Origin of the sequence: Pseudomonas sp. PvP028, assembly GCF_017832255.1 — a bacterium.
GTDB lineage: Bacteria > Pseudomonadota > Gammaproteobacteria > Pseudomonadales > Pseudomonadaceae > Aquipseudomonas > Aquipseudomonas syringae.
In genome coordinates, this window is the sequence record NZ_JAFIBL010000001.1 from 3199244 (window position 1) to 3216102 (window position 16859).

A 16859-nucleotide genomic window follows, 5' to 3' on the forward strand; every position below is an offset into this window, starting at 1 on the left:
TATCGCCGGGAACGTCAAGCAGGATGTTCCCGGCGATAGCCGTTGCAGCTTGAGAGAAACCGACGATGGCCGTTCAGCAGCCATGCGCTACACCGTCTTTCTACCTAACAAAAGGCAGGTTTTTGAATTAGCATGTGTCGGTCTCCAGAAACGCGTCCGAAGTACAAGGCACTACGATGACCATCAACGCCCGTGAGGCGATTCTGCTTGCTGCGAGAAACATTGCCCAGTCGCAGGGCTACAACGGCCTGAACTTTCGCGATCTGGCCGCCCAGGTCGGAATCAAGCCGGCCAGTATTTACTACCACTTCCCCAGCAAGGCTGATCTGGGTGTCGCGGTTGCCAGGCGATACTGGCAGGACGGTGCCGCTGCACTCGAGACGATCTCCGCAGAAACCCCCGATCCCGGCGAAGCGTTACAGCGTTTCCCGGAAATTTTCCGGCGTTCGCTGGAGGTTGAAAACCGCCTTTGTCTGGGCACTTTCGTCGGCGCTGAAACCGACAACCTGCCGCCGGAGATGACTGAGGAAATGCAGCTGTTTGCCCAGGTCAACATTGCCTGGCTGAGCAAGCTCCTGGTGGCCGCGAACATTTGCACGCCCTCGGACAGCGAGGTGCGGGCGCAGGCCATTTTTTCCGCTGTGGCGGGCGCTCAACTGGTTGCCAGAAGCAGGTCGGACATTTCCCTGTTTGACACGTTGATCGACACCTATCGTGCCTGTGGGCCGTTGCCGAACCAAGTGAGTGTGGAACGGCGCTGACACTCGAATTCGAGAAGCTGCCAACCCGACCCACGCCATTCACTCCGGCAAGCGAAACTGCTTGCGCAAGCTCTTATCGAACGCCCCGGCAGGCGCGAAGCGCCGTAGCAAGCTGATTTGTCGGGCGGTCTTGCCGGCGGTGTATCGATGCCGGGGACGAACATCGCTCGCCGCTTTCAGCACCACCGCTGCGACAACCTCGGGCAGGTCGGCTGTCGGCATGACATCGGCGAGCAATGCACGGACACTGGCTCGCGCCTGATCGTACGCTTGCAACTGCGAGTCAGGCTCGATGCCGTTTTGATCGAAGACGGTGCGTACGTAGGCTGGCTCAATGACCGAGACCCGGACGTTGAAGGCACGAATTTCATGATCGAGCGATTCCGAATAGCCTTCCAGGGCATGCTTGACCGCCGAATAATGAGCCGAGTAGGGCGCCGGTATCAGCCCCAGGACCGAGCCGATATTGATAATGCGCCCCTGACCTCGTTGGCGCATTGATGGCAGTACTGCGTTGGTCATGCGCATGACGCCAAACAGATTGACGTCGAACAGTGCCTGCACTTGCGGGATCGAGAACTCCTCGGCGCCGCCCAGCATACCGATGCCGGCATTGTTGACCAGCAGGTCGATACGCCCGGTTTGCGCGAGGACGGTGGCAACGAGCGCGCGGACAGAATCGTCATCCGTGACATCGCAGGTCAGCATGGAGACCTGTGCCTCACTGTCACCGGCTTTGCGGCTGGTGCCAAACACGGTGTACCCCGAGCGCGCCAAGGCCTCGGCGGTGGCGCGACCGATGCCCGATGATGCACCCGTGACGATGGCGGTTCTTTCGGAAGAGGTGTTCATTTGATACTCCAATGCTCGACAGGTGCGGGCCTGAAGGGTGGTTGAGCGGGGCGTCGAATAGGTGCCTATCTGATCTTCACAACGACCTTGCCTTTGGCGCGGCCCCGACCCAGGTATTCAAGCCCTTCGCGGGCCTGTTCAAACGCAAAGACGCTGTCAATCACCGGTTTTATCTGGCCACTTTCGAGCAACCTGGCAATGTCGCCAAGTTGAGCGCCATCCGCGCGGACAAACAGAAACGAGTACGACACACTCTTCTTTCTGGCCAGGCGCGTGATTCTGCGGCTCATCAACCCGAATACGAAGGCGAAGAAGGCATTCATCCGCCGAGCCCTGGCGAATGCCGTATCCAGCGGGCCGACCAGGGATACGATCCTGCCACCGGGCTTGAGGATGTCGACAGCTCTTTCAAGGTCGTCTCCCCGGGTGGTGCCAAGCACCAGGTCAGCGTCGTGTAGCACCTGTTCGAATGCCTGCTCTTTGTAATTCACCACTTCATCTGCGCCCAGGCTACGAACCAGCGCCATATTTCCTGTGCTGGTGGTCGTGGCCACTGTGGCGCCCAGGTGTTTGGCCAGCTGGATGGCGAAGGTGCCGATACCTCCAGCCCCGGCCGGTATGAACACCTTCTGGCCGGCTTGAAGAGGGGCGCGATCTTTGAATGCCTGCCACGACGTAAGCCCGACCATCGGGATGGAGGCTGCCTGAACAAAGTTCAGGTTGGCGGGTTTCAGGGCGGCAGCGTGTTCCGGTACGGCGGCGAACTCGGCGATGGCGCCCCCACCCAGTTCGAACAGGCTCGCGAATACCGCGTCGCCTGCCTTGAATCGAGTGACTGCGCTGCCCACTTGAATGACCACGCCCGCCAGATCGCTGCCCATGGTGGCCGGTAGTTGCAACTTCACCACCGACTTGAAGACACCCGTAGTGATGATGTTGTCGATCGGGTTCAATCCGGCCGCGTGAACTTCCACCAACAGTTCGTCAGGTTTGATGGCGGGTATGGGTACGTGGGTAATCGCAATCTCAGGCGACTTGCCGTAATTCTCAAATGTCAGTGCTTTCATGACGCTCTGATTCCAGTGTCGTCGAACAAGGATGTGCATCTGCCGCGGCTTGATCCGCTTCAGGCTTGCGGGCGATAGCGCTCGGCCGCCTGAGCCTGTCGAATGTCCGACATCAGCCCTAGTCGCGCCTCATCCAGCGAGTCCCAACGCCCCGCCACATGCAGCGGTGGAATGGTCACCTGTTCGCGGCGGTCGAAACCCACCAGTGCTGCATCAACCAGCTCTTCGACGTCCATCACCTCTGCAATAGTGTTCAGATCGATCCCCGCACGCTCCCAGATTTCTGTGCGCGTGGCTGCCGGAAGCACCGCCTGGACGTATACGCCCTTGGGCGCCAATTCCACGTTCATTCCTTGGGAAAGGAACAGTACGTAGGCCTTGGTCGCACCGTAGACCGACATGCCGAACTCTGGCGCAAAACCCACCACCGATCCGAGGTTGACGATCGAGCCCGAGCCGGACTGCGCGAAACGCGGGGCCACGGCGGCCGCAAGGCGTGTCAGGGCGACGATATTGAGTGCGACAAGCTTGTCGATGGACTCGGCGCTCTGTTGAACGAACCCTCCGGATTGGGCAATGCCCGCGTTGTTGATCAGCACACCGATGCTGGCGTCCTCACGCAGACGGGTTTCCAGAGCTGTGAGATCGGCAGATTGAGTCAAATCCGCCTGGATGACTTCAACGGCAACGCCGTTTTCTTCACGAAGGCGTGTTGCCAGGGCATCAAGACGTGCCTTGTCACGAGCGACCATCACGAGATTGTGACCGCGACGGGCAAAGCGTTCGGCATATACCGCGCCGATGCCGCTGGAAGCACCGGTAATGAGAACAGTGGATGGCGTTGTCATGGAGGAGGTACTCGTAATGTGCGTTGAGGAAGTCGCACTTATGATTACGATCCAAATCTAAAATGTCAACGTATTGATGTTGATCGACATCAAAAATGCTCGATGCCGATCTTGCTCGGTTTTCGGAAGGGGACGTGGGGAACATCGTCGCAAGACGTGCGGGCAAATGGCATGCACACCGTCGAAACCGCTTCTGTGCAAGCGCAGTCACGACGGCGGTTGTTTATCAATCGGATGGCGGCAGTGCGCCTGTTTTCAGCCTGAGGGCATAAGCACGGAGCATGTCATCAATTGCAGTACCGACTCGGCAGAGGGAATAGGGGGGTTATTCGTCTTTCTGTCGATGGTCAGGGAAGCGTAGCCGTGCGCGGTGCTCCAGGCGAGGAAGGTGCGCTGTTCAAGCAGTTCCGGCTCGGGCTCGCTACCGTATTTCGCTATCCAGGCATTGCGTATCGACTGGCGGAGCACTTGCAGCGCACGTTCCCCCGATTTTAGAAGCCTGGGCAACGTGCGGTTTACACCCGCGCCAAACATCAATCGGAAGTGCTCCGGGTAACTTTTGGCGAAACTTACATAACCAATACCGCAACCCAGGAGGGTGTCGTCAAGTTCCTCTTGGACGGCAATGATGACGTCGGCCATGCGCTCATATCCATCGGCCACCACCTCTGCCAGCAGATTTTCCAGAGAGCCGAAATGGTGGGCGGGGGCGGCATGAGAGACATTCGCCCGTCTGGCGCACTCGCGCAGTGACATGCCGCGGACTCCCGCTTCCCCCACGATATCCCAGGCGGCCTGACGCAGGACGGCGGGCAGATTGCCGTGGTGGTAGGTCCGTGGGGCGTCTGAAGTCGACATGTAAGGCTCCCTATCATGAAACAAAAGTTATATTCCCATCGGTTCAGCCTATCTTGTCAGTGACAAGATAGGCTGTTCTAATGGCGCCAGATCATCTGACGGGCGTGGGGAATACCGATGAGCGACATCATCAACAGGCTTCGACTATTGACGCTGCGCGGCACGTTCACGCTGACCAGCCGTATTCTACCGGGCATCACTGGAAGATATCTCGCTCGACGTTTTGTGACTCCGCAGGCGTCCGGACGTGCCAAGGCTGCTGAAATTCTGAGTACAGCGACGGATGTGCAAACCGGTAGCCTTGAGCTGGACGGCATCAGAATTGCCACCTATGTCTGGGGCGATCCCTCCAGCCAGCCGTATGTGTTGCTGGCCCACGGCTGGTCAAGTTACGCGATGCGGTTTATCGGATGGGTGCCGTTACTGCGCTCCATGGGCTACGCCGTGGTGGGGTTCGATCAGCCCGCGCATGGGTTGAGCGCGGGCAGCATCAGTCATATGACCCAGTTCGTGGCTGTGCAGCAGCACGTGGGGCGCCATTTCGGAAAGCCTTCGGCGGTGATAGCGCATTCACTCGGCGCTTCATCGATTGTTTTCGCTCAGGAGCAGTCGTGGTGCCCTGATCGTTTTATTCTGATTGCGCCGTTCCTGGCACCTACGGACAGCGTCCTTCAACTGTTCGATTCAGTCGGTGTTGCCCACACAGTATTCAAACCTTTCGAGGGCGTCCTGCATTCGCTGACCGGTCGCCGCTTTGCAGACTACGACGCCAGTTCGCGACTGCCGCTGCTTGATCGTCCCGCCTTGGTCATTCATGACCGCCGTGACCGTGAAACACCGTGGGAAAAGGGCGCTCGTTTTGCAGAGTTATGGCCGGGAGCGCGTCTGTTTACCACTGAAGGGCTTGGCCACAATCGGCTGATTGATCATCCTTCGGTGATTACAGAAGCGATGAAATTTCTGACACCGGATCATCGTTAACGGCATCCGCAACGGATGGCTTTTCCAACGCTTCCACTCTAAAGCGTCTACACGCAGCGTCATGAAATCCGTATGTGCCAGTTGGATCTGGCTCGTTTAATTGCAAGATGAATAACGGAAGCCAGATGCGTTTCCGCTCATCACGAGCTGAGCTTCTTTTAAAAGTCCTGACGTAGCCGGACAGGCGGGTCAGTGTCTTCAGAAGTGGGAGGCCGCTATGGGTTTTAATAATTTTTCCGATGAATTGGCGGTGCTTGAAATTGTCCGCAGCGCGAACTTCGTCCGCCCTGGAAAGTTGACGTCTGGTCAAATTTATCTCGCGCTGATACGTCTTCAATCAGACGTTCCGGCGGCCGGGGATTTTATGGCCATGATTGATGAACTGGTCAAAGAGGGTCTGCTGGTTTCCGCCGCTGTGCTGGAGCACGACATCTCGTTTCCCTATGTCCAGCACATTGTTCTTGGTGTTACCGAAACAGGTGCGGCCGTACTGGAAGACCGGAGTTTTCAGGCTGACCTTTTTTACATGTGTTCGACGGTGCCGTTCCAGCTACAGCGTCAGGAAAGAACTGACAGTCGCAACTGTCAGTCCCGGACTGACGAACCTCACTTGCCCTGCAGTTTATGCCGCGCATAAAGCACTGCCGTTCCACCAGAGGCCGGACGGGACTGTAGCTCGAACGTTTGTGGATAGCCTTTGATCAAATCGCTCAGTTTCTTGTAGCCATGGGTACGAGGATCGAACTCAGGCCGCAGTTTGGTGATGTTCGTGCCAATGGCGCCCAAGGGCGCCCAGCCGTCTTCATCAGCAATATCGTCCATTATCTTTGCAATGAAGCCCACAGGGGCTTTGGGTTTCTTGCTCGGCTCGGTTGCCACTGATTTCACGTTGCTCGGTGTTGCAGCTGCATCCGGCGTAGAGTCTCCGGTGGCCGGTGTGGTGATCTCTTCACGAAGCAATTCGATGTAGATGAACTTGTCGCAGGCCGCGACGAAGGGTTTGGGTGTCTTTTCTTCGCCAAAGCCATAAACGGTCAGACCTTCCTCACGCAAGCGCGAGGCCAGGCGTGTGAAGTCACTGTCGCTGGATACCAGGCAGAACCCGTCGAAACGACGCGTGTAGAGCAAGTCCATAGCGTCGATTATCAATGAGCTGTCAGTGGCATTCTTGCCTTTGGTGTAGGCGAACTGCTGGATGGGCTGGATGGAGTAGTCGAGCAGAACTTTCTTCCAGCCGCCGAGTTGCGGGCCGGTCCAGTCACCATAGATGCGCTTGACGCTGGCCACGCCATATTTGGCGATCTCTTCGAAAAGGCCTTCTACGATCGCTGCTGGCGCATTGTCGGCATCGATCAGCACCGCCAGATGCTTTTGAGAACTGTTGGGGTTTTGGACGGCCATGGATCACCCTCATAGGAAAGCCTAACCATACCGGCAAAACGAGAGATTGGCGCTATTCCCCGATATTTATGCAACGCAGCGTTTTTCATCAGGTTTTGATAACGTCACGAAAACAAAAATGAAGTGCATGGAACGCATCCAGAGCGCGTTTCAATGTATACCTCTCTCCGACGTCTCGCATTTACTGCGGCCTGCGGGTACATCGGCAAGAGTGGTTCTCAATTGGCGTGAATCAAGCGAGGTTTCAAGTGATCGCCAGGCGTAAATTCAGCGACGCAATGCAAGGGAAAAACCTTCGCTTTCTGAAAGAGGAACAGCCTGAGTCCACACGGCAAACGTGTGCCGGTTTTCTTCTGCTGGAGCATTTTTCGTTACCTGCTTTCACCCAGGTGCTGGACGCCATTGTCACGGCCAATCTGCTGCGACGAGATCTGTTTTCGACCATCACGCTGGGTCTTGGCGAAGGCGAGGTGGTCAGCGATCTTGGGCTGGTGATTCGCCCGGACGATCTGTTTGGGCGTGACAGCCTTGCAGGACTGGACCTGTTGGTCATCTGCGGAGGCTATCGCACCGAGTTGAAGGCAAGCGATAACCTGATCCGCTTATTGCGCGACGCTGCTGCTCAGGGTGTAACCTTGGCAGGATTATGGAATGGTGCCTGGTTCCTGGGGCGGGCCGGCTTGCTGGATGGCTACCGATGCGCGATTCACCCGGAGCATCGACCCGCTCTTGCGGAAATTGCCAGCGTGGGCCAGGTCACCAGTGAAGCGCATGTCGCAGACCGGGACCGACTGACCGCATCAAGTCCGACAGGCGCTTATCATATGGCGTTGGAGTGGATCAAAGGTCTGCATGGCAAGGCGCTGGTAGAAGGTATCGAAGACATCCTCTCATTCGAAGAGTCCAGATACCGGCGTATCAAAACCTCGCCGTTACTGTCCGTAAGCGCTCCTTTGCGCGAAGTGATTGGACTCATGGAGTCCAATCTGGAGGAGCCTCTGGAAATGGAAGAACTGGCCGTTTATGGAGGGCGTTCGCGACGTCAGCTCGAGCGATTGTTCAAAGAGCAATTAGGCACTACACCACAGCGCTATTATCTGGAACTTCGCATCACCGAAGCTCGGCGGTTGCTACAGCACACCGAGTTGTCTCAAACCGAAGTGCTGGTGGCGTGCGGCTTTGTATCGCCGAGCCATTTCAGCAAGTGTTACAGCTCCTACTTCGGCTATCGCCCCTCTGCAGAGAAAAGGCGTGTCAAATAAGCGAGTGAGCGAGCAGCACAATGATGTTGATCATCACGTGTTGTGGCGCGAAAGTGCGGACTCACCGCTTGCCTGTTTTTCCGACGCCTCATGCTCTGCATACCACTGTGCATAAGGCGTGTTTTTAACCTTGCGCCGATTGAAATCCTCAGCGCCATCGGTCCACCAGACTTCACCGCGCTCGCCCAGTGCAACTTTGGCCTTGTCGACACTGGCACGAGCCACCTTCAGGGCTGCGGGGTCTTCGGATGCCTTGGCGGCTTTGACTGCACGACGCGCAGCCATCAGCTCATCCACCAGATGCTGGCGGACGTCGTCGCTCAAAAAGGGATTGGAGCATCGCCAGAGTTGCCCCTTGACCACAAAATACCGACCATCTGGCGTGGTCGGATTCACCCTACGAATATCCGCGGGCGACCGCGTCAGCGCCGATCAGGCCTGTCACCCGTCCGGCCAGTGCGTCCAGCCCGAACGGCTTGGTCAGCACTTGCGTGCAAGGTCGCAGGTGGCAATCGTCCAGCACCGACGTCTTGGCGTAACCGGTGATGAACAGGGTCGGCAGGCCTGGTCGACAGTCACCGGCCGCATCGGCCATTTCCCGGCCATTCATGCCGCCTGGCAAACCTATGTCACTGATCAGCAGGTCGATGCGTGTGTCCGACTGCAGGATCTGCAAGCCTGATTGTGCGTCTGCCGCTTCCAGGCAGTTGTAGCCCAGACCGCTGATGACTTCGGCGACGAGCATCCTCACCGAGGGTTCGTCGTCCACGATCAGAACGGTTTCGCCGGTGTGATGCGGCGGTTCTTCGATAACTTCCGGCTCGACGGGGCGGGGAGCGTTTTCAGCGGTGTGGCGGGGCAGGTGCATGACCACGCTGGTGCCCTGGCCTTCGATCGACTCGACGCGAATCTGCCCCCCGGACTGGCGCACAAAGCCATACACCATCGACAGCCCGAGACCGGTGCCGGCACCTATGGCCTTGGTGGTGAAGAACGGTTCAAAGGCTTTGGCGGCGATGTCCGGGCTCATGCCGATGCCCGTGTCGGTCACGCGGATGCTCAGGTGCTCGCCGGCGGGAATACCGTGGTCCGGGTCGGTGCACTCTTCAAGGGACGCATTGGCGGTCTCGATGATAATGCGTCCGCCGTTGGGCATCGCGTCACGGGCGTTCAGGCACAGGTTCAGCAGCGAGCTTTCAAGCTGGGCATGATCGATCAGCGCGGGCCACAGGTCATTCTGCGCAACGACCTTTATGTCTATCTCCGGGCCGACGGTACGAGCGATCAGCTCTTCCATGTCATGAATCAAGCCGTTGACGTCGGTGACTCTCGGCGACAGTGTCTGGCGTCGAGAGAACGCCAGCAGGCGGTGAGTCAGCGACGCCGCGCGGCGTACCGCGCCCTGGGCGACCGACACGTAACGGTCGACGTCACCAACGCGGCCCTGGGCCAAGCGTTTGGTGATCAGTTCCAGGCTGCCGGAAATGCCAGCCAGCAAATTATTGAAGTCATGGGCAATGCCCCCCGTCAGTTGCCCGACGGCATCCATCTTCTGCGAGTGGCGCAGGGCATCTTCAATTTGCTCGCGTTCGAAAACCGCCTGTTCGATGCGCTGTTCAAGTGTCTGGTTGAGCTCTCTGACCGCCTCTTCGGCTTTTTTTCTGGCGGTGACATCGATGGATGAGCCGATCAGACCGATCACCTCGCCGTTTTCATCGAGCAGGGGCGCTTTGGTCGAGAGCCATATCGCTGCAGAGCCATCAGCCAGATTGACCTGTTCTTCGATCTGTTCGCTGACATTGTTCTGCATGATCCGGCGGTCGGTTTCCATGAGGATCCGCGCCTGTTGCTGGTCATCCAGGAAATCGAGGTCCGTCTTGCCAATGAAAAACTCGGGCGGTTTGCCGATCAGGTCAGCGGTGCCACGATTGGCAACGAGCATGCGGCCCTCAAGATCCTTGGCGTAGACCACGCCGGGAACGGCAGCGGTGAATATTCTCAACAACTCGTTGAGCCGGTCGCGCTCTTCTTCGGCAGTACGACGGCTGTCTATATCGAGCAATACACCCGGACTGCGGACAGGTTTACCGCGACTGTCGCGCTCGATTTTTCCGCTGGCTTCGATCCAGCGATAAATGCCGTCTTCATGCAGAACCCGGTATTCGCATCGATAGGTTTCGCTGCTCTGCAGCGCCTCCTCGATCGACTTGTCGACTCTGGCCGAATCGTCAGGATGAATGGAGGCAATCACCAGTTCCAGTGGCAAACCTTTGGCGCACAGCTTCGGGCACAAGCCGAAGGTCCGGGCAAAACGCTCATCGCCGGTCAGTTGATCGGCAATGATGTCCCACACCCAAGTGCCGACAACTGCCCCAGAATCGAGGGTGAGTTGCAGCCGCTCGGCCGCGTCCTGCGCCGAGGATAGGGGGGGCTGGGGGGCGAATGGCCTGCCGCCATAAACATCATTGCTCATCACTATCGACCCACTTGAACGCCTGGTTCACAAAGACTCAGTCATAGGGCAGCGCAGCGGCCTGAAAGTTGTACAAAATTTATTCTATTTTGTGCCTGATGCCTGACAAAGCGATCAGTGACACTCGATCATTTCATGATTCAGGTAGGGGTGATATTAAAATAATATCATTTGAGGCGCGCGCAAGCTTCAGCGGAGCAGGCAGGGCAACGCTTCCAGGTCATGCCGGGGCTGGCGAATCACCTGAAAGCGCTGGTTTCATTCAAGTACTTAGCGTCTTGCCAACACCTCAATGCTGTCCGACAGGCGCAGGCAGGTTGGCAGCCTGTACCGGTGACCAGCGAGTCAGCGCATAAAACACTGCGCCGCCCAAGATGCAGCCGGTAAACCAGGCGAAGTTGGCAATCGGCTTGAACCACTCGACAAAGGTGAAGCACAGACCGACCAGTGCGGTGAGCAGCAATGCCTTGACCGCGATCCAGTTCACGCCGTTGGTGTACCAGTAGCGCCCGCTCGGCGTGTCATTGAACAGGGCGTCGACATCGATCTGCTGCTTCTTGATCAGGTAGTAATCCACCAGCAGGATGCCGAACAGCGGGCCGATGCAGGCCGCCAGCACGTCCAGGGTGTAGTGAATCACTTCCGGGTTGTTGAACAGGTTCCAGGGTGTGATGAAGATCGACGCCACCGCAGCGATCATGCCGCCTGCACGCCAGCTGATGCGGCTGGGCGCCACGTTGGCGAAGTCGAAGGCGGGGGAAACGAAGTTGGCGACGATGTTGATGCCGACCGTCGCGGTCACAAAAGTAAAGGCACCGAGCAGCACGGCCGTGGTGTTGTCGATGCGCGCGACGGTCGCGATCGGGTCGTGAATCATCTCACCGAAAATCGGCAACGTGCCTGAAACAATCACCACCGTTACCAGTGAGAACGCCAGAAAATTCACCGGCAAACCCCAGAAATTGCCGCGGCGCACGTCGGCCATGCTGCGGCAATAGCGGCTGAAATCACCGAAGTTTAGCGTCGGCCCGGAGAAATACGAGACTACCAGAGCAATGGCCATGACCACCTGGCCGAACGCCGCCCAGCCGGACAACTCCTTTTCAGCCAGGGTAAAACTGATGTTGTCCCAGCCCGCGCGCCAGACAATCCAGCCTGCCAGCGCGAACATCACCGCGTACACGGCCGGGCCGGCCCAGTCGATGAAGCGCCTTATCGATTCCATACCTGTCCAGAACACCGCGGCTTGCACCACCCACAACGCGAGAAAGCCGAACCAGCCGAGCCAGGACAGACCGAGAAACATCACGCTTTGATACGCGGCCAGTTCCGGGAAGAAACGCAGCACCACGATCACCAGTGCGCTGGACGCCAGGTAAGTTTGAATGCCGTACCACGCCACGGCGATGAGCCCGCGAATGATGGCGGGAATGTTGGCTCCGAAGACGCCGAAGGCCAGGCGGCAGATGACCGGGTAGGGCACGGCGGCTTGCTGACTGGGTTTGGCGACCAGATTGGCGATCACCTGAATGATGCAGATCCCCACCAGCAGCGCGATCAGCACCTGCCAACTGGCCAGTCCCAAGGCGAACAGACTGGCAGCGAAAACGTAGCCGCCAACGCTGTGCACGTCGCTCATCCAGAACGCCAGAATGTTGTACCAGGTCCACTTCTGCGGCACCGGCCCCAGATCGTGGTTGTGCAGACGCGGGCTGTACCCGGCTGGGCGTTGATCTGTCATTGCGTGACTCCCTCGGTGTGTCGTGACGGGATCGGAGTACGATCGATGATTTTTTTGTATACGATCGTGTACGCAAAACATGTGCCATACGATTTTCTCGTTGGTAGGGAATGGCTGCGAGTCTTGTTTTAGGACGTTTCTACTCAGGCGGGCGGGTAAATCAGGAAAGTCCGAGCAGGTGCTTGAAGTGCACGTAAACAGGGCGCTTTTGCTCATTTACGGTGCGATTAATTCGTTTTCAGTTGAGTGGCTATCTGGCCTGTTAATCAAATTGCGCTACTCATCATGTTCCGCATCAGGCACTATTCTTGTATACGATCTGTAATGCCAATGTGATGTGAAGCCATGATCCGACCTGACAGTGCCCCGTTGTTTCTCACGCCTTCTACCGATGAAAAGGGCCGTGATGAACAGATTTACCAGCATGTCCTGGAAGCCATCGTCGAACACCGGCTCGCTCCGGGAACACGCCTGCCCGAGGACGCCCTGGCCGACGTATTCGAGATCAGCCGCACCGGTATTCGCAAGGTCTTGCAGCGTCTGGCGCTGGAGCGACTGGTTACCCTACGGCCCAAGCGCGGCGCAGAGGTTGCGCAACCTTCGGCTCAGGAAGCACAGGACGTATTGGGTGCCAGGCAACTGATTGAGCCCGCGCTGATGGCCGATATCGCCACGCGAGTCGGCGGCCAGCGTCTGGAGGCACTGCGCGCGCTTTGCGATCAGGAGCATGAGGCGCAACACGCCGGGCGCCACAGCGAAGCGATTCAACTGTCGGCGCGCTTTCATGTGCAGTTGAGCGCGCTGGCGGGCAATCAGGTGTTGACCGAACAAGTCGCGCAGCTCACCACGCGGTCGTCGTTGATTGTGGCGGTCTACGGCTCGCGACGCAGTGTCGGCTGTGATTGTGGCCAGCATGTCGACTTGCTGGCCTTGCTCGAAAGCGGACAGGGCGAACAGGCGCGCGATTGGATGGCCGAGCATTTGCGCCGCATCCGTGCCAGCCTGAATGTGGATGCGCCGGTCAGCGAGACAGTGGATTTTCATAGCATTTTCAAACGGCGCTGAAGGAGTCCCGGTGCGTATTCAAGTGATCAACCCCAACACCAGCGAAGCCATGACCCACAAGATCGGCTTGGCCGCGCAAGCCGTGGCGCGCCCAGGCACGCAGATCATCGCCTGCAGTCCGGCGGATGGCCCGGTGTCCATCGAAGGCCATTTCGATGAGGCGATAGCGACGCTGGGCGTGCTCGAAGAAGTGCGCAAGGGGCGCGAGCAACAGGTCGACGCGCACATCATCGCCTGTTTCGGCGACCCTGGCCTGCTGGCGGCACGCGAGTACGCCAGCGCCCCGGTGATCGGCATCGCTGAAGCGGCCTTTCATATGGCCAGCCTGATTTCCACCCGTTTCGCCGTGGTCACCACGCTGACCCGCACGCGGATCATTGCCGAGCATCTGTTGCAGCGTTATGGCTTCAGTGAGTTGTGCACATCGGTGCGTTGTATCGATCTGCCGGTGCTGGCGCTGGAGGAAAGCGGACCGGAGCTCATCGAATGCATGGCCGAACAGGCCTGGCGCGCCCGTGACGAAGAAGGGGCGGGAGCCATTGTGTTGGGTTGCGGCGGCATGGCGGATCTGGGCAGGCAGTTGAGTGAAGCGATCGGCCTGCCGGTCATCGACGGCGTGGCAGCGGCGGTGAAACTGGCCGAATCACTGGTGGATCTGGGCCTGACCACCAGCAAACACGGCGACCTGGCCGACCCCATCGGCAAACCGTTCAAAGGCCGGTTTGCCTACATGAGTCGGTGATGGCGTTTGCCCGCAGGGCGCAGGAGCGAACGTGTTCGCGAAAGGGGGCGGCATGAACGATGAACATACATCGTCTGAAACACCGTTTTCAGGCTTCTGCCCGCAGGGCGTAGGAGCGAACTTGTTCGCGAAAGGGGTGGCATGAACGATGAACATACATCGTCTGAAACACCGTTTTCAGGCTTCTGCCCGCAGGGCGTAGGAGATTCTATGGTTTTGGGAAAGCCCTCAAGCCACTTTTGTTTGATATTCGCTCTGGTTCTTTAACAGAGCGAAGACTACTCGAGCCAACTTTCGGGAGAGCATGACCAGCGCTTGAGTTGTAGTAAAGCCACGCTTTCTCTGCTCTTCATAAAAAGGCTTCCAGGCCGGCGTACGGCTCCCGGACATAGCCGCGTTGTGCAGCAACCGTCGGGCTTCTGGATCGCCGCGTTTGGTCAATCGACGAGGTCCATCACTTTGCCCTGATTTGGATACTTTCAGGTCCAGCCCAAGAAACGCGATAAAGGCGTTCGCTCCGCTGAACTCGCCTCGCTGAAAAGAAGTGACCAAGCGAGCTGCAGTCAGAAAGCCGATCCCTTCTACTTTCATACAGCGGTTGACCTGCCTCATCAGACCGGCTTCCTGCAGTACATCGCGAATCTTCTTTTCAACGAGCGCCTCAAATCGTTTCATCGAGTTGACCTGATTGGCGAACGCTGTTCTCAGAAAAGGCTCGTTGGTCCAGCTTTGCACCAGGCCAGTACGAGCCTGAACCAAGGCTGCACGACGTCGGAACAGGCTCAGAAGCTGCCGATAAAGCGGGCTCGCAGGTATCCAGGGCCGCAACTCATCAAGCTCGTTTTTCAGGTATCGGGCCAACAAACGAGCATCTTGGGCATCGGTTTTGGCGCGTATGTTGACGCCTTTACGGTAATGACTGAGCTGATAGCCATCCACCATATAAACGTCACAGCCTGCTTCGTGGGCCGCATCCGCGAACAGGACGTGATAGACGTTAGTGGCTTCGATGGCGATGGCGCAGCTGCTCGCCAAGGCCTTCAGCCATTGTGTGATGGCGACTTTGGTATTGGGGATTGCCTCAAGTCGATCATATTGATCGTGGTAGATCACCAGCTCATTCTTGGCGACATCTACACCGATGATCGGTTTTTCCAGAGTAACCCGCATTGCCATAACGCCTCCTCGGGGATAAGGTTTACAGACTTGAAGGGGCCACCCAGAGGCGCAGGCTTGTTTCTATCGTAGGTTGTGAGCCTTAAGCATTCTTTACCGGCGCTTGGGTGAAAGGAGGAGGGGTGAAATCTCCTACGGGTCTGTACTGCGCGAACAGTCAGAAGCGAACTAAGTCCCTCCTCCTCCCTTCAAGTCTTACCATACAAGCGAACTTGTTCGCGAAGGGGGCAGTGTGAACGATGAACATACATCGTCTGCAATACCGTTCTCGAACACGTTCGCTCCTGCGGCCTTAAGCTAGAATCAAAGGCGAGCCCGTAACTTACATAGCCGGCACGCCACCCCCGACCAAGGCTTCGGTCGTGTCATCCGGCACCACAATGGTGTTGTTGCCAGGCGTCAGGATGACCTTGCGGCAATCCTCTTCCTTCTTGTCGAACAGCTTGTAGCCCTTCGCCGCATCTTCCAGTGACATCCGGTGCGTGATGATGGCTTCGGGTTCCAGGCGGCCGGCCTCGATATGCTCCAGTAATTCAGGCATGAAGCGATGCACGTGGGTCTGGCCCATTTTGAAGGTCAGGCCCTTGTCGAACGCATCGCCGAACATGAAGCCGTGGATGAACCCGGCATAAACCCCTGGCACACTGACTACGCCACCGCGTCTTACCGCCGCGATGCACTGACGCAACGCCTTGCCGCTGCTGCCTTCCAGTTTCAGCGTGGCGAGAATGGTTTCAGTGGTGCTGCCCTTGGCCTCGAAACCCACTGCGTCCACTACCCCATCCACACCGCGCATGCCGGCGGTCTGGCGAATAATCGTGTCGGCCGGGTCATCGTCGTCATCAAAATTGATCGGGATCACGCCGTAGGTTTTCTGCGCATAAGCCAGACGATACGGGTGGTGATCGACCATGAAGATCTTCTCGGCACCGAGCATTTTTGCGCACGCTGCGCTCATCAGGCCGACCGGGCCAGCGCCGTAAATGGCAACCGTCGAGCCCTGGCCAATCCCGGCGTTGAGTACAGCCTGCCAGGCGGTGGGAAGAATATCGGAGAGGAACAGAACCTTCTCGTCAGCCAGCGTGCCTGGCACCTTGAACGGGCCGACGTTGGCCTTGGGCACTCGCACATATTCAGCCTGGCCGCCCGGGACGCCGCCATACAGGTGGCTGAAGCCGAACAGCGCCGCTCCTGGTGGAATCGACTTTTTGTTGATAATCGCGCCACGTCCGGTGTTGGTGGTTTCGCAGGCCGCGAACTGGTCGAGGTTGCAGAAAAAGCAGCTGCCGCAGGCGATGACAAACGGGATCACCACGCGATCGCCTTTGGCCACAGCCGTGACGGCCGAGCCGGTTTCTTCCACGACGCCCATGAACTCGTGACCAAAAATGTCGCCGTGTTCAACCGTAGGGATTTTGCCGCGATACAAGTGCAGGTCGGAACCGCAGATAGCGGTCGCCGTGACGCGCAGAATGATGTCATCCGCTTGCTCGATCACAGGGTCCGGCACTGTATCGACCTTCACACTGTTCGCGCCGTGGTAAGTCAAAGCTCTCATGGTTAATCCTCAGTGGTAGCAGAAAATTCCGATCCGTTACTGAAGATGAACCATGAGGTTTTTGTTGGTTCAGC

General features: G+C 57.9%; 16 protein-coding genes. 6 read left to right on the forward strand and 10 right to left on the reverse strand.

The window, feature by feature from the left end:
- Positions 1-176 precede the first annotated feature (176 nt).
- Positions 177-761: a TetR/AcrR family transcriptional regulator gene (locus tag JOE34_RS14215; protein WP_016568644.1), complete on the forward strand. Its 585-nt coding sequence runs from the start codon at positions 177-179 to the stop codon at positions 759-761.
- Positions 762-800: 39 nt separating this feature from the next.
- Here JOE34_RS14215 and JOE34_RS14220 read toward each other — a convergent pair whose 3' ends face one another.
- From JOE34_RS14220 to JOE34_RS14235, 4 genes are all read right to left on the reverse strand, one after another.
- On the reverse strand, positions 801-1613 hold the full coding sequence (locus tag JOE34_RS14220) for an oxidoreductase (RefSeq protein ID WP_024692722.1): 813 nt from the start codon (positions 1611-1613) through the stop codon (positions 801-803).
- Between the two features lie 65 nt (positions 1614-1678).
- Positions 1679-2680: an NADP-dependent oxidoreductase gene (locus tag JOE34_RS14225; RefSeq protein ID WP_209996004.1), complete on the reverse strand. Its 1002-nt coding sequence runs from the start codon at positions 2678-2680 to the stop codon at positions 1679-1681.
- Between the two features lie 59 nt (positions 2681-2739).
- Positions 2740-3528, reverse strand: a complete 789-nt coding sequence (locus tag JOE34_RS14230; RefSeq protein ID WP_003424862.1) for an SDR family oxidoreductase — start codon at positions 3526-3528, stop codon at positions 2740-2742.
- Between the two features lie 255 nt (positions 3529-3783).
- On the reverse strand, positions 3784-4386 hold the full coding sequence (locus JOE34_RS14235) for a TetR/AcrR family transcriptional regulator (protein WP_017278362.1): 603 nt from the start codon (positions 4384-4386) through the stop codon (positions 3784-3786).
- A 117-nt stretch (positions 4387-4503) separates the two neighbouring features.
- On the opposite strand from JOE34_RS14235, the gene JOE34_RS14240 reads away from it, so the two are divergent.
- Positions 4504-5367, forward strand: a complete 864-nt coding sequence (locus tag JOE34_RS14240) for an alpha/beta fold hydrolase (RefSeq protein WP_017278363.1) — start codon at positions 4504-4506, stop codon at positions 5365-5367.
- A gap of 217 nt (positions 5368-5584) precedes the next feature.
- Positions 5585-6004 (forward strand): hypothetical protein, encoded by a 420-nt coding sequence (locus JOE34_RS14245; protein ID WP_017278364.1) that lies wholly within the window; start codon positions 5585-5587, stop codon positions 6002-6004.
- Here the strand turns inward: JOE34_RS14245 and JOE34_RS14250 are convergent.
- Complete coding sequence (locus JOE34_RS14250) at positions 5974-6768, reverse strand: NYN domain-containing protein (RefSeq protein WP_122242828.1); 795 nt, start codon at positions 6766-6768, stop codon at positions 5974-5976. The genes JOE34_RS14245 and JOE34_RS14250 overlap by 31 nt on opposite strands.
- A gap of 278 nt (positions 6769-7046) precedes the next feature.
- On the opposite strand from JOE34_RS14250, the gene JOE34_RS14255 reads away from it, so the two are divergent.
- On the forward strand, positions 7047-8030 hold the full coding sequence (locus JOE34_RS14255) for a GlxA family transcriptional regulator (protein ID WP_017278366.1): 984 nt from the start codon (positions 7047-7049) through the stop codon (positions 8028-8030).
- A 33-nt stretch (positions 8031-8063) separates the two neighbouring features.
- Here the strand turns inward: JOE34_RS14255 and JOE34_RS14260 are convergent, their stop codons facing one another.
- The 3 genes from JOE34_RS14260 to JOE34_RS14270 form a co-directional block, all read right to left on the reverse strand.
- Positions 8064-8426 (reverse strand): hypothetical protein, encoded by a 363-nt coding sequence (locus JOE34_RS14260; protein WP_080267332.1) that lies wholly within the window; start codon positions 8424-8426, stop codon positions 8064-8066.
- Position 8427: 1 nt separating this feature from the next.
- The gene (locus JOE34_RS14265; protein ID WP_029572136.1) at positions 8428-10503 is read right to left on the reverse strand and encodes a PAS domain-containing sensor histidine kinase; all 2076 of its coding nucleotides are present in this window, start codon (positions 10501-10503) and stop codon (positions 8428-8430) included.
- A 289-nt stretch (positions 10504-10792) separates the two neighbouring features.
- Positions 10793-12244, reverse strand: a complete 1452-nt coding sequence (locus tag JOE34_RS14270) for an NCS1 family nucleobase:cation symporter-1 (RefSeq protein WP_017278369.1) — start codon at positions 12242-12244, stop codon at positions 10793-10795.
- A 345-nt stretch (positions 12245-12589) separates the two neighbouring features.
- Between JOE34_RS14270 and JOE34_RS14275 the strand changes: the two genes are divergently transcribed.
- A complete protein-coding gene (locus tag JOE34_RS14275) occupies positions 12590-13309 on the forward strand; it encodes a GntR family transcriptional regulator (RefSeq protein ID WP_029572137.1) in 720 nt (239 codons plus the stop codon).
- A 10-nt stretch (positions 13310-13319) separates the two neighbouring features.
- On the forward strand, positions 13320-14051 hold the full coding sequence (locus JOE34_RS14280) for an aspartate/glutamate racemase family protein (RefSeq protein ID WP_122242826.1): 732 nt from the start codon (positions 13320-13322) through the stop codon (positions 14049-14051).
- A 228-nt stretch (positions 14052-14279) separates the two neighbouring features.
- On the opposite strand, the gene JOE34_RS14285 is transcribed toward JOE34_RS14280, so the two are convergent.
- Together JOE34_RS14285 and JOE34_RS14290 are read right to left on the reverse strand one after the other, a co-directional pair.
- A complete protein-coding gene (locus JOE34_RS14285) occupies positions 14280-15227 on the reverse strand; it encodes an IS110 family transposase (protein WP_209996005.1) in 948 nt (315 codons plus the stop codon).
- A gap of 322 nt (positions 15228-15549) precedes the next feature.
- Positions 15550-16785, reverse strand: a complete 1236-nt coding sequence (locus JOE34_RS14290) for a zinc-dependent alcohol dehydrogenase (protein ID WP_024663545.1) — start codon at positions 16783-16785, stop codon at positions 15550-15552.
- Between the last annotated feature and the right edge of the window lie 74 nt (positions 16786-16859).

What these genes read in the sequence shown, in the direction of transcription:
- JOE34_RS14215 (WP_016568644.1), top strand. Translation starts at nt 177, where the DNA reads ATGACCATCAACGCCCGTGAGGCGATTCTGCTTGCTGCGAGAAACATT.
- JOE34_RS14220 (WP_024692722.1), bottom strand. Translation starts at nt 1,613, where the DNA reads ATGAACACCTCTTCCGAAAGAACCGCCATCGTCACGGGTGCATCATCG.
- JOE34_RS14225 (WP_209996004.1), bottom strand. Translation starts at nt 2,680, where the DNA reads ATGAAAGCACTGACATTTGAGAATTACGGCAAGTCGCCTGAGATTGCG.
- JOE34_RS14230 (WP_003424862.1), bottom strand. Translation starts at nt 3,528, where the DNA reads ATGACAACGCCATCCACTGTTCTCATTACCGGTGCTTCCAGCGGCATC.
- JOE34_RS14235 (WP_017278362.1), bottom strand. Translation starts at nt 4,386, where the DNA reads ATGTCGACTTCAGACGCCCCACGGACCTACCACCACGGCAATCTGCCC.
- JOE34_RS14240 (WP_017278363.1), top strand. Translation starts at nt 4,504, where the DNA reads ATGAGCGACATCATCAACAGGCTTCGACTATTGACGCTGCGCGGCACG.
- JOE34_RS14245 (WP_017278364.1), top strand. Translation starts at nt 5,585, where the DNA reads ATGGGTTTTAATAATTTTTCCGATGAATTGGCGGTGCTTGAAATTGTC.
- JOE34_RS14250 (WP_122242828.1), bottom strand. Translation starts at nt 6,768, where the DNA reads ATGGCCGTCCAAAACCCCAACAGTTCTCAAAAGCATCTGGCGGTGCTG.
- JOE34_RS14255 (WP_017278366.1), top strand. Translation starts at nt 7,047, where the DNA reads ATGCAAGGGAAAAACCTTCGCTTTCTGAAAGAGGAACAGCCTGAGTCC.
- JOE34_RS14265 (WP_029572136.1), bottom strand. Translation starts at nt 10,503, where the DNA reads ATGAGCAATGATGTTTATGGCGGCAGGCCATTCGCCCCCCAGCCCCCC.
- JOE34_RS14270 (WP_017278369.1), bottom strand. Translation starts at nt 12,244, where the DNA reads ATGACAGATCAACGCCCAGCCGGGTACAGCCCGCGTCTGCACAACCAC.
- JOE34_RS14275 (WP_029572137.1), top strand. Translation starts at nt 12,590, where the DNA reads ATGATCCGACCTGACAGTGCCCCGTTGTTTCTCACGCCTTCTACCGAT.
- JOE34_RS14285 (WP_209996005.1), bottom strand. Translation starts at nt 15,227, where the DNA reads ATGGCAATGCGGGTTACTCTGGAAAAACCGATCATCGGTGTAGATGTC.
- JOE34_RS14290 (WP_024663545.1), bottom strand. Translation starts at nt 16,785, where the DNA reads ATGAGAGCTTTGACTTACCACGGCGCGAACAGTGTGAAGGTCGATACA.